At 34.5% G+C, this 14,535-nt stretch carries 18 protein-coding genes and 2 pseudogenes; 13 read left to right on the plus strand and 7 right to left on the minus strand.

From position 1 onward, the window contains the following. The first annotated feature begins 99 nt into the window (after positions 1 to 99). The 6 genes and pseudogenes from QNH24_RS11375 to QNH24_RS11400 all read left to right on the plus strand — a co-directional run bounded on the left by QNH24_RS11375 (position 100) and on the right by QNH24_RS11400 (position 3,208). Entirely contained in the window at positions 100 to 423 is a 324-nt protein-coding gene (locus QNH24_RS11375) for a hypothetical protein (protein ID WP_283872264.1), read from the plus strand. 124 nt (positions 424 to 547) lie between these two features. Then, positions 548 to 943 carry a hypothetical protein gene (locus tag QNH24_RS11380; protein ID WP_283872265.1) on the plus strand — a complete coding sequence of 132 codons (396 nt, stop codon included), beginning with the start codon at positions 548 to 550 and terminating at the stop codon, positions 941 to 943. Between the two features lie 58 nt (positions 944 to 1,001). Next, on the plus strand, positions 1,002 to 1,622 hold the full coding sequence (locus tag QNH24_RS11385) for an NAD(P)-dependent oxidoreductase (RefSeq protein WP_283872817.1): 621 nt from the start codon (positions 1,002 to 1,004) through the stop codon (positions 1,620 to 1,622). A gap of 224 nt (positions 1,623 to 1,846) precedes the next feature. Continuing rightward, positions 1,847 to 2,002 (plus strand): hypothetical protein, encoded by a 156-nt coding sequence (locus QNH24_RS11390; RefSeq protein ID WP_283872266.1) that lies wholly within the window; start codon positions 1,847 to 1,849, stop codon positions 2,000 to 2,002. A 250-nt stretch (positions 2,003 to 2,252) separates the two neighbouring features. Beyond that, a complete protein-coding gene (locus QNH24_RS11395) occupies positions 2,253 to 2,606 on the plus strand; it encodes a hypothetical protein (RefSeq protein WP_283872268.1) in 354 nt (117 codons plus the stop codon). Positions 2,607 to 2,682: 76 nt separating this feature from the next. Continuing rightward, positions 2,683 to 3,208 (plus strand): annotated as a pseudogene (locus QNH24_RS11400) (O-methyltransferase). A 578-nt stretch (positions 3,209 to 3,786) separates the two neighbouring features. Here QNH24_RS11400 and csaA read toward each other — a convergent pair. Beyond that, the gene (gene csaA / locus QNH24_RS11405) at positions 3,787 to 4,119 is read right to left on the minus strand and encodes a chaperone CsaA (RefSeq protein ID WP_054771762.1); all 333 of its coding nucleotides are present in this window, start codon (positions 4,117 to 4,119) and stop codon (positions 3,787 to 3,789) included. 232 nt (positions 4,120 to 4,351) lie between these two features. Here csaA and QNH24_RS11410 point away from each other — a divergent pair, with 232 nt between their 5' ends. Then, entirely contained in the window at positions 4,352 to 5,098 is a 747-nt protein-coding gene (locus tag QNH24_RS11410) for a polysaccharide deacetylase family protein (protein WP_283872270.1), read from the plus strand. 116 nt (positions 5,099 to 5,214) lie between these two features. On the opposite strand, the pseudogene QNH24_RS26285 reads toward QNH24_RS11410, so the two are convergent. Next, positions 5,215 to 5,348: pseudogene (locus tag QNH24_RS26285) on the minus strand (YjcZ family sporulation protein); the annotation flags it as partial. A gap of 637 nt (positions 5,349 to 5,985) precedes the next feature. On the opposite strand from QNH24_RS26285, the gene QNH24_RS11420 reads away from it, so the two are divergent. Beyond that, complete coding sequence (locus QNH24_RS11420; RefSeq protein WP_283872271.1) at positions 5,986 to 6,294, plus strand: hypothetical protein; 309 nt, start codon at positions 5,986 to 5,988, stop codon at positions 6,292 to 6,294. A gap of 129 nt (positions 6,295 to 6,423) precedes the next feature. On the opposite strand, the gene QNH24_RS11425 is transcribed toward QNH24_RS11420, so the two are convergent. Beyond that, on the minus strand, positions 6,424 to 6,945 hold the full coding sequence (locus QNH24_RS11425) for a hypothetical protein (RefSeq protein ID WP_283872272.1): 522 nt from the start codon (positions 6,943 to 6,945) through the stop codon (positions 6,424 to 6,426). 129 nt (positions 6,946 to 7,074) lie between these two features. Here QNH24_RS11425 and QNH24_RS11430 point away from each other — a divergent pair, with 129 nt between their 5' ends. The 5 genes from QNH24_RS11430 to QNH24_RS11450 all read left to right on the plus strand — a co-directional run bounded on the left by QNH24_RS11430 (position 7,075) and on the right by QNH24_RS11450 (position 11,284). Further along, the gene (locus QNH24_RS11430) at positions 7,075 to 7,365 is read left to right on the plus strand and encodes a DUF5316 domain-containing protein (protein WP_283872273.1); all 291 of its coding nucleotides are present in this window, start codon (positions 7,075 to 7,077) and stop codon (positions 7,363 to 7,365) included. Between the two features lie 136 nt (positions 7,366 to 7,501). After that, the gene (locus QNH24_RS11435) at positions 7,502 to 7,921 is read left to right on the plus strand and encodes a hypothetical protein (RefSeq protein ID WP_054771765.1); all 420 of its coding nucleotides are present in this window, start codon (positions 7,502 to 7,504) and stop codon (positions 7,919 to 7,921) included. A gap of 149 nt (positions 7,922 to 8,070) precedes the next feature. Continuing rightward, the gene (locus tag QNH24_RS11440; RefSeq protein ID WP_283872275.1) at positions 8,071 to 8,745 is read left to right on the plus strand and encodes a response regulator transcription factor; all 675 of its coding nucleotides are present in this window, start codon (positions 8,071 to 8,073) and stop codon (positions 8,743 to 8,745) included. Beyond that, positions 8,742 to 10,109: a sensor histidine kinase gene (locus tag QNH24_RS11445; RefSeq protein ID WP_283872276.1), complete on the plus strand. Its 1,368-nt coding sequence runs from the start codon at positions 8,742 to 8,744 to the stop codon at positions 10,107 to 10,109. Before QNH24_RS11440 ends, QNH24_RS11445 begins: the two co-directional genes overlap by 4 nt. A 236-nt stretch (positions 10,110 to 10,345) precedes the next feature. Next, the gene (locus tag QNH24_RS11450; RefSeq protein ID WP_283872277.1) at positions 10,346 to 11,284 is read left to right on the plus strand and encodes an alpha/beta hydrolase; all 939 of its coding nucleotides are present in this window, start codon (positions 10,346 to 10,348) and stop codon (positions 11,282 to 11,284) included. Positions 11,285 to 11,919: 635 nt separating this feature from the next. Here QNH24_RS11450 and QNH24_RS11455 read toward each other — a convergent pair. From QNH24_RS11455 to QNH24_RS11470, 4 genes are all read right to left on the minus strand, one after another. Further along, complete coding sequence (locus QNH24_RS11455; RefSeq protein WP_283872278.1) at positions 11,920 to 12,096, minus strand: asparagine synthase; 177 nt, start codon at positions 12,094 to 12,096, stop codon at positions 11,920 to 11,922. 889 nt (positions 12,097 to 12,985) lie between these two features. After that, positions 12,986 to 13,450 (minus strand): DinB family protein, encoded by a 465-nt coding sequence (locus QNH24_RS11460; RefSeq protein ID WP_283872279.1) that lies wholly within the window; start codon positions 13,448 to 13,450, stop codon positions 12,986 to 12,988. 273 nt (positions 13,451 to 13,723) lie between these two features. Beyond that, positions 13,724 to 14,035, minus strand: a complete 312-nt coding sequence (locus QNH24_RS11465) for a hypothetical protein (protein WP_283872281.1) — start codon at positions 14,033 to 14,035, stop codon at positions 13,724 to 13,726. 324 nt (positions 14,036 to 14,359) lie between these two features. Further along, entirely contained in the window at positions 14,360 to 14,506 is a 147-nt protein-coding gene (locus QNH24_RS11470; RefSeq protein WP_283872282.1) for a hypothetical protein, read from the minus strand. Positions 14,507 to 14,535 lie beyond the last annotated feature (29 nt).

Consider the following 14,535-nt stretch of genomic DNA (forward strand, 5'->3'; position numbering starts at 1 on the left):
AAAAGATACATCGTTCATATCTTTTGAGCAGTTAGCATACATATTTAAGTGCTCTTTTTTCAGAATAATAGTATGCATCGCAGAAGAAAGGTTGATAGAATGACACATCAAGTAACCGCTGCAAGTAACATTGATTTCAGTGCTACAGGCGTTGATAAAATTTTACAGAATGTAGCTTTAATCTTATCTACTTTCGTAATTTCTTGCCCATTTACCAGAGAATTTGATTTTGGATCGAGTTCTCTTACACCTTTCCAGCTTGTTAAAAGACGTAATACAGCACGTCTTATTGAGAGCATCCAACGCTTTGAACCACGAGCTATCATTATTGATGTGGATTATTTAGGAGATACTTATATTGGAAAACTAGAACCTGTTGTCAAAGTAATTGTAAAAAACCGTTCAAAAAAGCTTTTCCGATAAAGAATTAGCCAGGCAGCTTTACTTATGGCCTGGCAATTTGTAAGTGACCATTAATTCCTTTTGTAAAGTAGGTCTAAAGAAAATTTTTTTACCTAGGTATTATAAAATGGAATGGAGAGAATTGATGAAAGGATTCATAAAAGGTATTTCAAGTTTATTTTTGATCATTTTCATTAGTTTGGTACTTCTTACAACTAAACAATACGTAAATGTTCCTACTATTCAAACACCTCCTACTACAAATTATGCTGAAGAAATTGGTGACAAGTTACAAGCCTCCGATTTTACCAAAAAAACGATCATTGCCCTTAGAGCAGCAGGTTATTCTCCAGATAGTACAATTGGTTATTTAGTTGAATCTCCTACGAATCAAATAATGACTATCCACTTACATAACATCGATAAAGTTGATAAGAGTACAGAAAGTGAAATCCAATATATTGTCAATAGGATTGCAAAAAATAATAATCTCCATAACTTTATTGTTAATGTTCAACTTGTAGATGTGTCTTTACAATAATAAGGATGGAAAAGCTTTAAAACTAGTGTGTTATAATCGAAGCAAAGAGGTGAGTATGTTGAGAATTTTAGTGTTAGGGGCAACAGGACGCGTAGGAAGTCATGTAGTTTCACTTGCTTTGCGGGATAATCATCATGTGACTGCTGTAGTTCGAACACCTCATAAGCTAAACATTTGTCATGACAATTTACATATTATTAAAGGGGATGTCACTGACAAACATAATATCGAAGCGGCTATGAAAAATATAGATATTGTCATCAGCGCATTAAGCACAGATGGAACAACTACTTTAACGAAAAGTATACCTGCAATTCTTGACGCCATGACAAAGAAAAATGTTAAACGAATTATAACAGTTGGAACTGCTGGCATTTTACAAAGTCGTTTAGATCCAGGTCTATTGCGCTACCAGTCAAGTGAATCAAGAAGAACAACTACTTTCTCCGCTCAGGAGCATCATCAGGTCTTTGAGTTATTGAAACAATCAAAGATGGACTGGACCATTGTTTGCCCTACTTATTTACCAGATGGAGTGTATACTGGTCATTACCGTATCGAACGAGGCTTTTTACCTAAGGGTGGCACCGAGATATCGGTAGCAGATACGGCAGAATTTACATACCAACAAGTCCAAAATACCGATTATTTGAAAGCTCGAGTTGGAATTGCGTATTAATATTTAAGTGTTTGTAAAAGGGGTAAAATTAATGTTTCCGTATCTTGCCAACTACTTTATAGAGCCGACTTCAAGGAAGTGTTTTTCTAAAGATATGGTTCACAATTAATTACCTTCTAACTGTTTTTTTATGGTTACATAAGAGTAAAATGTAGCGTATATTTTCCTTTTTATAGAAGGTGAATTATACTTTGTGTCGAATATATCTTTTAGAGGTGATTGTTATGGAGAAAGGTAGTTCGATTGCAATCAAATATCCTAAGCATAAAAAACTATATGAAACCGGAGAAACGACACAATTATATGTAATAAACATAACAAAGGAGCATGTTGATCGGTTGATTGAGGAAATTGATAAGACATTAAAGGCGTCTAAATGACGTCTTTTTATTTTGGAAAATGGTCACCTTCGAGGATAGAAAGTGACCATATAAAAGGAGTGCTTTTGTAAGGTTAAAGCGCTGGTATACTACTATAAATATGATGTAAAAAAACTCTTAGCTCAGCCATTTGCCTTAGCTATAAAAATTATTAATATATATTTCATAAATAATCATAATTGACAATGTGTATACGTATGTATACAATTTATTTGCATAGTGATGTATACATAAGAAAGGGGATTCGCATATGAAAAGTGAAATCAATCAGGAAATTAGAAAAGAAAGGCATCATCGCAGGGAGCATCATAGAGGAAGGGACGGCTCTTCACACCGAGGTCCTAAAACATTCCGCCGTGGAAGAGCTATTGCATTTTTAGAAATGATGAATTTAAAGCGTGCAACGATCAAGCAACAATTAAAACAACCAGAGTTTCAATCCATTGAGCCTATTTTAATAGGAGAGTTAAAGGCTATTGATATGGTTATTAATGAATTTATCCAATTATTTGATATTCATGAAAGTGAAACAGAGGAAAATTCATCATTAGATCCAGCTATGGATAATAATGAAGAAGGAAATAGCTTAAATGAAAAAAATTAATCAATACATTGATACTGTCTTTTACAAGCAAGACGCTATTTTAGAGTAGGTCATCTCGTCCATTACAGAACAAGGAATGCCAGCTATTTCTGTTTCACCATCATCTGGAAAGCTTTTAACAATGCTTGTTTCCATGAAATTGGGGCGCTTGGCGGGTATAGTGGGATTCGTTTAGCTAGAGGTCTAGATTGTGATGGTACTTTATTGTCTTTAGAGTTAGAGGAAAAATATGCACAATTAGCTTACAATAATGTATCCAAAGCAGGATTTGGAAAACAAGTTAGCTATATGACAGGTCAGGCTTTACAAAGCTTAGAAAAGTTAGTTCAAGATGGACGAAGATTTGATTTTTTCTTCATTGATGCTGATAAGAAAATTATCAAAATTACTTACAATATTGTGTGCGGCTTGCAAATGCTGATGCGATTATCGTTACTGATAATGTCCTTGCTGCTGGCAGTGTGGCTGATTCTAATGTGACACCTAAGCGCTATACAGCATTGATGAAAGAATTCAATGTCACAGTAGCTGACCATCCTCAACTAGAGTCGGTTATTATGCCAATCGGTGACGGCATGACAATTTCAAAAGTGAAGCACTGACAGACATTATAAATAGTTTGTTGTTTTTTTTCTTCATAGTCTAAAAGTAAAAATAATTGAGAATCCAACCAGCAATGCCAGTTATGATTCCTACAATCATTAAGACTAGACCGTGAGTTTCTGCATGATAATCCTTTCTCAAAATAAAGCCCATACAGACGGCAATTATGCCACAAAATAATTGAAAAAAAAACAAAAGCAAATAATGCATTGATCCAACCAATTGAAATAAGAATTGATTTACAATTTTTCTCCATACAAACTCCTTCTTTTCATTTCTACTTTATTTTAGTTTACATATAAAAAGACTGTTAGCAAACCCTTCCAGTTTAGCTGCAGTCTTCTATCATTTTAAATATTCCTATTTAATTTATCTGAAATGCTTTTAAGGATTTCCGTCTGCTCCTGCTGGATTTTAATTAATTTAAATAAAAACCAAATGATAAAAATAGCAGGAATAAGATAAAAAATAAATATGCCTACAAGAGGTAAAAGCGCAAAAATTAGTTCCATCATAAAATACTTTTTTACTATAAAAATGTAATTACTATCCATATATAGCAAATAACGATTTGTTTTTAGCTTATTTTAGTTCCATTTGGCACAGGCTGATCTGGTGCCAGGAGAATAACATCTCCTTCTACAGGCACGCCACCGATTACTAAAACTTCAGATTTAAAGCCTGCCACACGCCGAGGAGGGAAATTGACAATAGCTACGACTTGCTTCCCTATAATCCCTTCTGGTGTATAGCGTTTAGTAATTTGTGCAGATGATTGCTTGATTCCTAAAGCATCACCAAAATCAATGCTCATTTTAATTGCAGGAACCCTAGCTTTTGGAAGTTCTTCTGCTTGGATAACAGTACCAATCCGAATATCAAGATTAACAAAATCCTCTATAGTTGCCATTACAGTACTCCTTTAATATGAAAGTTAATATCATCTAATTGAAGATTTATCTTTCTACACCTTTATTTACAAAAAATGTTCCTGACTACTACTATACCATTTGAATGCACATTATGCAGAAATTGTTTTTAATAATTGTCATTTTAGGTATTTAATAAAACAAAAATCAAAGCATTTTTTAGTTTGAATCTGAAATAATAAAGGATAGAAAGTATTTGCAGGAGGTGAAAACTTGAGGAAAAATTATCTTTTACTATCATTATGTATTTTTGCACTATTCGTATTCGTAATAAATGATAAATCTTTTGCAGACAAAGGAAGAAGATATTACGAAGAAGCAGGACAAATTTTGTGGGATATAAAAACGGATGAAAAAGTAATTGCCCTAACCTTTGACGATGGTCCTCATAAAAAGTATACACCTGAAATATTAAATGTATTATCAAAATACGATGCTAAAGCCACATTTTTCATTGTGGGAGAAAATGCAGAAAAAAATCCAGAGCTAGCTTTACGTATACACGATGAAAATCATGAACTTGCCATTCATACCTATACACATCCTTTTAAAACAAATGTTTCTAATTTAATAAAAGAAATAAAGCAAACTCATGCAACTATCTATGGGATTACAGGGTACTCTCCTGTTTTATTTAGGCCAGTTGAGGGACAATACACAGATGCTATGATTGACGCTATCCACAAAGAAGGCTATAAAGTGGTGATGTGGTCATGGCATTTAGATACATTTGATTGGAAAAGCCCTGGAGAAAAAAAGATTATCAATACTGTTTTAAAAGGAGCAAAGCCGGGAAGTGTTGTGTTATTTCATGATGGTGGGGGAAATCGAGAACAAACCGTAAGAGCGTTAAAAAAGGTTTTACCTGAGCTTGAAAAACAAGGCTATAAATTTGTCACGATTACAGAGCTTCTTGAGATACAAATGTTAAATAAAAAGAAGGAAAATAAACAAAGCTAAACTATTAAAAGGGTCACTTTGAGGTGACCCTGTTTACTGTAGTAGGTAAGGTTGACTAATTAGTATGGAGTATTTTTATTGTAAGGTATTAAAACTTTCCAATGTAGCGTTAATAAATAAAAAGTAGCACCGACAATAATTAAAAGAATAAATAGAACAACAATAATGGCAAATGTTGAACCGTAGCCATTGTTATTGCCCCCAAGTTATTGTTCCAGCTGCCTACATTTCCACATTGCCAGTAACTCATAATTTCCCTCTCCTTTCTACAATCTATAATATGTAAAGCAATTAATAGGAGGGGAGTTATTCATCTATTAAAAACTTTTAAATAAAAAAGGGTCACTCGAACCAAAGTGACCCTAAACCACAAACTAGGAGGTGCAAAGCTAAATTAGCTTTACACTACTATTACTATGATTTGATAACTATATTTGTATAGTGAATTGTCTATAAAATAGATTTAAAAATTAAAATAAGGAAGAAAGGTCTAATTGGGCAAACCCTGTAACAACCTTGGTTAGCAGAAAACGGTTTGGGTCAACTTAAAAGTCGCTCAGCTGATAGAAAAGCTGCTCAGGTAAACCAAAAAGTTGCTCGGCACGATAGACTCGCTCAGGTTGTCAGAAAAACCGCTCAGGTGGACCCAAAAGTCGCTCGGCACGAAAGAAAAGCCGCTCAGACCAACCCAAAAGTTGCTCGGCTCGACAGAAAAACTGCTCAGGCGAACCCAGAAATCGCTCGGCTCAACAGAAAAGTCGCTCAGATAAGAAAATTAAACAGGGGGGTCACATCTAACTAGGTGTGGCTTTTTATAATGCATTAAATAAGATTAGGAGAATGACAAAAGGTTTATGGGACATGACAGTGATTAGAGAGGTGGTACTATGCAATTTACAGATGGTACATGGACATTCGATACTGAGATAATCGATGCAGTTGCTAAGAATCAGCAACGAGATGAGCAGGAGCGCGAAATGATGAATGCACTTGCTCGCTACGCTTACACTCGATACAAGCAAATTAGGGATCAAGTGAATCCACGGAAATGTAAATATATGAGAATCGATCAAGTGAAGGAACAATTAAAATCACCTGCAAAACGACAAAGAGTTTCTAATTTGTTAAATATTACTGAAGAAGAAGTGTATTACATCGTAGATTTTGTTAAAAAATATTTAAAATATGTTAAGTAAAAATTGAGTTAGGAATAGAAAAACTTCTAAAAAGCAGGATTCCCCTTTCAAAAGAGAATCCTGCTTTTTAGTTTACAGTGTTAAAGGGAGGGCAATGTGCCGTTTCTTTAACGAGAAGAAGATAACCTTTTAAATAAAAAAGCCTGATCTAATGTCGCCAATCCTTGAGGCCAAGGCACCCATATTTGTACTCAAACTAATAGGAGATTGCTGTTTATAGGATGCCATTGCTTTTGTCTTTGCCGCAGCATTGTTCCCAATTTTTGAGGTAGCACTTTCACTTGCTACGGTAGGATTGCTAAGGGCAGTCAATAAAGGATTAGAAGTGGATAGGGTGTTTGGATTCGAAAGCCCTAAACTGTTAAAAATTTGTTGTTGAATTGTCGATACATTGCTGCCATCCAATGTTGTAGGATTAAGGCCATAAAGATAATTATTGAGACCATTTGATTTTTTTAGTTCATTGATGATGGATTGTTTCTGTATGTCAGAAATAGTATTAATGCCATTGCCTAAAAGAGCTTCTGTTAATACTTCCTTAAAGGCAATTTTTTGTTCTGCAGATAAATTTAATTTCTTATTATCAGAAACATCTTGTAATAGTTTTTGTGTAATCAATAAATTCTCACTAGATAATGAGCTTATCGTCAAGGAAATTCACCTCACTTTATGTAGATATATATCTTCTTCATAGTCTATTATCGTCTTTTTGGCTGAAATTTTCCATAGTAGAAACAAAATATGGAAGGCCATCGTATTATAGGTAATGGAGGTGTTTAGATGAAATATTTATTCATTGGCACAATTTTATCCATCATAGGTGTCTCGATATCGATGCTTCTATGGGGTATGGAAAGAGCCTATTTCATTTCAGGAATCATTGGCTGTGTCTTAATTGTAATAGCAATGATTATGTCAGGCTCAATGGTGAGTGGCGATCGTATGCGTGCAAACTTAGCTACTGAAACAATGGAGCATAGGGATGAGAGAAATAAATTTACTGCTAATTCATTTCTAATGGCTATCCCCAATATACTGATTACTATTATATTATACTATTTTGTGAAATAAATTTATTTAATCCAAACAATCAACTATGGATTTGGTGCAGATAATCAAGTAAATTTTGCTATCCACCAAAGGCTATTATTTCTCTTCTCATCATTCTCTATAGTATTATTATCTTTAGGATAAAGGAGTGTGAGATATGAGATTCATTAAATTCCTATTAATATTTCTAATTTTCCTAGGCGTTATTGGTTACGGAGTGTATCACTACGGTACGAAGTTTGCCTCCGATAAAATAGTGGAGACGGTTTCAACAGAATTAAAGAATAGCGGTGAAATCGAAGAAATTAAGAATACGATTGAAAGTGATCCTGAACTAAAATCGTTTATGGAGGAGGCAAAAACGGCTGACAGCAGTAAATTACCGTTTACAACAAAAGAAGAGGCTACCAAAGTCTTAATTCAAAAAGTGGGAATCTCGGAGCTTAATTCTATTCGAGAAAAAGTGCAAAATGGTTCAATGACAAAGGATGAGGTTCTTCAGGAAGTTCAAGGAAAATTAACAGACGAAGAAATTATGGCTTTAAAGGTGATTGTTTATAAGGAATTGTATAAATAAATTGCTTAGATTGTAGACAAACTCATGTTTGTTTACAGTCTTTTTTTGTGCAAAGATGATGCTGAAAGCGGGTGTTGGCTCCAAAAGGTAATAGAATGCTATTTATTGTATAATTGTAACGTAAATCTAGAATGGAAAAGAGGAAACGAATGCCTACTATACTTGTTGCTGACGATGATGCGAACATTCGCGAACTCGTCTGCCTATTTTTGCGCAAGGAAGGATTCACAACAATCGAAGCAAAGGATGGTAAAGAGGCTTTGACCATTTATCACGCAACGCATATTGATCTTGTAGTGCTTGATATTATGATGCCAACAATGGATGGTTGGACTTTATGTAAGGAGCTACGCAGAGTAAATACTGAACTCCCGTTACTTATGCTGACTGCAAGAGGTGAAACATGGGAGAAGGTGAAAGGTTTCGAACTCGGAACGGATGATTATTTGACAAAGCCATTTGATCCGTTAGAGTTAACGGTACGTATAAAAGCATTACTAAAACGCTACAAAATTGGCTCCACACAGACTATTAGGCTTGGTACTATTACACTTAATCGTCAAACGTATAAGGTTATGAGAGGAGCCGAGTCTATTTCGCTGCCGCTCAAAGAGTTTGAATTGCTATACAAGCTTGCTGAAACACCAGGGCAGGTCTATACACGGGAGCAGCTGATAGATCAGGTTTGGGGGCTTGATTTTGCAGGAGATAATCGAACAATCGATGTACATATAAAGCGCCTACGGGAGAGATTCGCAACTTCAACAGAATTTCAAATAGAGACGGTACGTGGACTTGGCTATCGGCTCGAGGTTACTGGATGATTCGATCTTTATATACACGTGTCGTAGTAACATTCTTAGTTGCCGTAATAGGAGGTACAATTATTTCCTTTTTCGTGGCAACTTGGATATTTAAAGATAAATTGAACGAAAACTTGCAAATTCCCTTACTGAACTTTGGACAGGACATCGCACTGATTTTTGATACATTACCGTATCATGAAGCGGAGACATTCGTAAGCGAAATGAATCAGCTCAAATCCTATCATATACGCATTTATGAAAAAACGGGACAGTTTCAAAGTTTCGGAGAGTCGAACGGCGATAAATTTGCAGATGTGACAAATGAACAGGTCAGAAAAGTATTGTCTGGAGAGATTGTTCAAGTGGAGTCAAGTGGTGTTTCATCTATTCTCTTAGGAATGCCTTTAACAACTGAAATGGGTACTAAAGCAATGTTTGTAGAACCAATCTCCTTACCTTCTACCTCGTTTGCAATAAAATTGATATTGAATTTTTCAACATATGCCCTTGTATTAGGAAGCCTGGTGTTTTTAGTAGCGGCGATGTTTTTTGTAAAGCCAATCAAAAAATTAACAAAAGCTACTAGGCATATAGCAGAAGGAGATTTCAATGTCGAGCTGAATATTAAGCAAACGGGTGAGTTAGGTACCTTGGCTCGGAGCTTTGAAGAAATGGCCCACGATTTACAGCAGCTTGAGCAGATGCGAAGAGATTTCGTATCCAATGTCTCTCATGAAGTACAGTCGCCACTTACTTCAATCTCGGGCTATGCTTTAGCATTGAAGCAAGTCGACCTTTCTGAAGACGAGAAAAGTCGTTATCTCGATATTATCATTGCTGAAGCGAATCGAATGTCCAAGATGAGTGATAGCCTGCTAAAGCTGAGCTTGCTTGAATCGAAGGCCCAGCCATTACAGCTTTCTACATTTAGCCTTGATGAACAAATTAGACGAGTTATCATCGCCATTCAGCCGCAATGGTCTGCTCGCAACATCCTTTTTAATGTCAATTTACAGGCTGTTCGCCTAATGGCAGATTATGATCAATTAAATCAAGTATGGACAAATATTCTTACCAATAGCATCAAATTTTCAAGTGACGGTGACATGATTGATGTTAGCATAGAACAAGAGGCCAATCACGTAATAGTGCGAGTAGCTGATATGGGCATTGGAATTTCTTTAGAAGATCAAAAGCGTATATTCGAACGGTTTTTTAAGGCTGATCGCTCCCATAGCCGTAAGTATGAGGGTAGTGGTATGGGATTGGCTATTGTGAAACAGATTGTATCACTTCATCATGGAGACATCCAAGTGCAAAGCCAACTCGGGCAAGGCACGACTTTCATTGTCACATTACCTATCATAGCACCAACAGCTTAAAACCAATTCTAAATGTTACGACTTGTGCACATAAGTTGTAACATTTTTTTGCTGTTCATATTGCGTTCATATTATTGTCATAGAGAATACATCTTCATCATATATACTTTCGTTAACAGCCCATAAAGAAGCTGAAATAAGCCAACAGGAATCATCATGGTGTTATGAAAAGGAGGGAAAGCACGAGTACAGGTGAAAAACGACCTCAACGGTGTTCTAATCTCTCGTGTCTACAGATGAATAAAGTATTAAAAATTACACTTAAATCAATTGGCATAATTGCTGTAGTAATTGTCCTTGTACTAGCAATTGTTTTTATCGTAAACATTGTTTGCAACAAAATAGAACAAGGAAAAATAGAATCCTATGGTCAGCTTGTATCAGTAAATGGACAAAATATGAATGTCACAATTCAAGGAAATGGTGAGGAAACCGTGGTGCTACTACCAGGATTTGGAACAGCAGCTCCAGCACTGGATTTTAAGCCGCTTGTGGAAGAGCTAGCTCCATATTATAAGGTTGTCATAATTGAACCTTTTGGATATGGATTAAGTGATGTCACAGATACAGAACGAAGCACGGACAATATCGTAAGCGAAATTCATGAAGCCTTGCAACAATTGAATATTGACCAATATATTCTTATGGGTCATTCCATTGCAGGTATTTACGGATTAGATTATGTAAATAAATATCCAAACGAGGTCAGTGCATTTGTAGGTATTGACAGCAGTGTACCAACACAGGGTGGTATGGATACGAAGTTTCCTATAAAAACATTTCAATTTCTTAAAAAATCAGGTATAGGTAGATTGATGTTAAAACTAGAGAATGAAGATCCATATGCAGGATTACCCTATGATGCCGAGACAAAAGAGCAAATGAGGATGATTACCCTTAAAAACTTTTATAATACGAGCATTTCCAATGAAATGAAAAACTTTAATAGAAACTTTACTGCAGCAGAAAATCTAACATTCCCTAAAGAGCTACCGCTTCTTTTATTTGTAACAGAAGATGAAATTGTTGAAAATTGGTTAACTCTACATGAAGAGCAAGTCAAACATTCAGTACATGGAAAAGTGATGACACTTGAGGGAGAACACTATTTACACCATACAAGATCTAAAGAAATAGTTGAAAATCTTAGAACGTTTATGGAAGAAGAACAATAAGTGTAATGAGGGGAACCCTTTTATCGTATTTAAGAAAGCATTCAACAAAATTAATTAGTTGAATGCTTTATATTTTTAAATTGATAAATATTATAACCAAGATCACAAATAGCTACTAGATAAAGTATTGCACCTAGCCAAAGTATGGATGATTCGTAATTAAACCAAATGATTTCTCTAATAGTAATTAGCCATATTGTCGTTGCAATAAAAAGTGTCGTATCATAAAACATTGAAAGCTGTCGTTTATGTGTTTTGAAAGCAAAATGGAAGAAAACAATTCTCAAAATAATAAATAGTATTAAATATGAAAAAAAGACAATGGTAGAAGTAATTGGATTTATCATATATTTTCCCTCATTCATTAGTTTTTATGGAACACGATCCCCATACACAAATTTGAATAATATGAATAGTATTAGGATTAAAGTAATTCTTTATTTTACATCTCCTAATATTTTAAAGCTATTCCTTTATTTTATTGGAAAATAAAGGGGATGTATAGTTTTAAAATATAATAATCCATAATTTAAAGTAAAAATTAACATAAGAGACTGTAGGTAAATTGAATGGAATATAATCTGTTATTTCTATTGATAATCAAAAAGAGAGCTCAAAAATGAGCTCTCCTATTCTTAACGACGATGTTCAATAAGGTCTATTGCACCTAATACAATATGCGCTAAACCGAAACCGAATACAGTATTGGCAATCATTTTGTTAGAACCACTTTTTTGCTTTAATGCATAACCAGTAGCAGTAACAGCAGACCCTAAAATTGTTGGGATTAATCCTTCACGAATGTTATTCATAAAATATCCCTCCATCGTAGTTAATAGGTGTGTTTGCACCACTATTACTATTCGCTACAGACCAAAAAGTTATACTAATAAATATGAAAAGGTCCATAATATGATTGAGGCACATATTCAACGCTAAGATACGTCATGAGATTTCATCAAGAGGAATTAGTTTAAAAAAGGATAGTTTAATGTTAAACTATTTTAATAAATTATATTTAGACTAGTCATAAGAGATAATACTTGGTAAATTTGAGGGCAAAACTATCTATAAACAATTTGTAATGGATGAGAGAAAAATGTATATTACAATGACTTCTTATGTTCAGAATTTGTTCAGGCTGCTGTGTTATGCTAGCAATGTCTTTTCAATTCCTATTTCTACAACCAAGCAAGTAGGGCCAGGTACTCAATTCGATTGAGCCTGGTCTTATTTATTTATACATAGTCGTAAATAATTATCTATTGGAAAGGATGTAACAGAAGGGGTTATCCAGAATAACATTTGGAGGATTTATAGAGCATATGCCTCTGACGGGATTCGAACCCGCACTCCTTTCGTAAGCATAGGCTAGGGGGAACACGCTTCCCTACGGACTTTCACCGGCTAGGAATTTCACCTGCCTCAGCTCATTTGCTTTTCGGTGCTTCTGAAACCCTTGCCTTGCGACCCGGTATCTACAATGTTTTCCGGCGCTCTTCCCTTCTATAGCTACAGAGGCAACTAATTATAATTTTAAGTATACATATTTTCCAGTAAAAGGGGAATAGGAATAACGTACAGTAGGGAGATTGTGTATTAATACACAATAAGGGGAGGAGCATTTTTAAAAAGAGGAGCTAGCTTTTGAAAATACAGCAAAGACCTCTGGATATTTCCAAAGGCCTAACAGATAAATTTCTATTTCTCCATTTTACGAATATATGCTAGTTGTCCAATATGGTAAGCATTATGAGTTGCAGTATTAGAAATGATTGCCCACCATTCAGCCTTCACAGGATATCTATTTACAATCGATAAAAGTTGTTCTTCCTCAATGAGCCCTTGCCATTGAAGTAGTATTTTTAACAGCTTTTCCTTTAATTCAAAGAAAGTATCCTCATCTCTAACATGAAAAGTATCAGCATTGTTATTGATTTGTGAACTGGCTTTAACATGATTTTCTTTATACCGTAATTGCCAAGTTTCATTCCAATAAATTAGATGTTGGACAATTTCAGCAATACTATGACTTGAATCATCAGGTTTCCAAAAAGCTTCTTCTTCCGTTAAGCCATCAACTACTTCATCGAATGAGATATACCAACTACGATCATTAGCATTAGCTAGAAGTTGATCTAACAATATGGTCTTAGCACCAATCATTCACTTTTCATCCCCTTAATCATATTCTTTTTTAGAATAGTATCACATTCTGAAGAATAGTTTTAGGTTTGAAATAGAAGGAAAATAACATTTTGCGTTTTAGAGTTTAACAATCTATAGTTAGAAAGTTTTTAGTACTATGAATGGATTCATTTACTGTACACTTTGAGGATAGAAAAACAGTAGAAAGTAAAATTAGATCCTTACACACAAAGACCAGGTTCATAAATATGGTACTGGTCTAACGTAAAAAATATTAAATGTATTTATTTATTATTCTTTAATGTTTATAATTTCATATTCATCTATTTCTTTACTCGCTTCTCTATGCGATGACTCTATAGTGTCTTGCAAGTGTAAGGCGATTTTTATTAATACAAATGCTATAAAAAAAGCAGCAAATAATACAAAGTATGCAGTCGCTTGAGTACCGTTAATTATGTAATTATAAGCATCTCCACCAACCCAGGCATTGCGTGATTTAAGTACCCTGGATTCAGGGTTTGAATAGAAAAATAATCTATAAAATCCCATGAAGAAAAAAATAATACTAAGTATAAGTGATGTAATCGAGAGACCTTTCATAATAACATCTCCTTTCTATAATATGTAATTAATATATCAACAATACCTATTGTTGTCACTAAATAATAAATTTGTATGTAATTGATATTTAAAGTAAATTTATTGGATTTTAATAAAAATGCAAAATGATAAATAATAAAAATTCACATTTAAACACTCAGCATAACAGGTGGAGAGCTGAGTAAAAAAGTCTGTCCAAAATTAAGAAACAAGGTAAATTCTACAAATGAAAGTGGGCGAAATGGTTGGAGGTCGTAAGCCGATAAGCAAGCAAAGCGATATCTCTTCTTACCTGAGCGGTTCTTGCTGCCCTCGTAATTATTATTAAAGTATTAAATGTAGCAATGTTTTTTGATCAAACACTGGGGGATCAAGTGAAGATGTAAAGAAGATCTCATCAACAATATCTTCACTCGCAATTGGTATTTTTTCAATCTCTGAATTGCTATAAAAATCACGAAAAATTAACATTTAATCTTATTTTCTCCTAGAGCAATAGT

Source organism: Lysinibacillus pakistanensis, assembly GCF_030123245.1.
Taxonomy (GTDB): Bacteria; Bacillota; Bacilli; order Bacillales_A; family Planococcaceae; genus Lysinibacillus; species Lysinibacillus pakistanensis.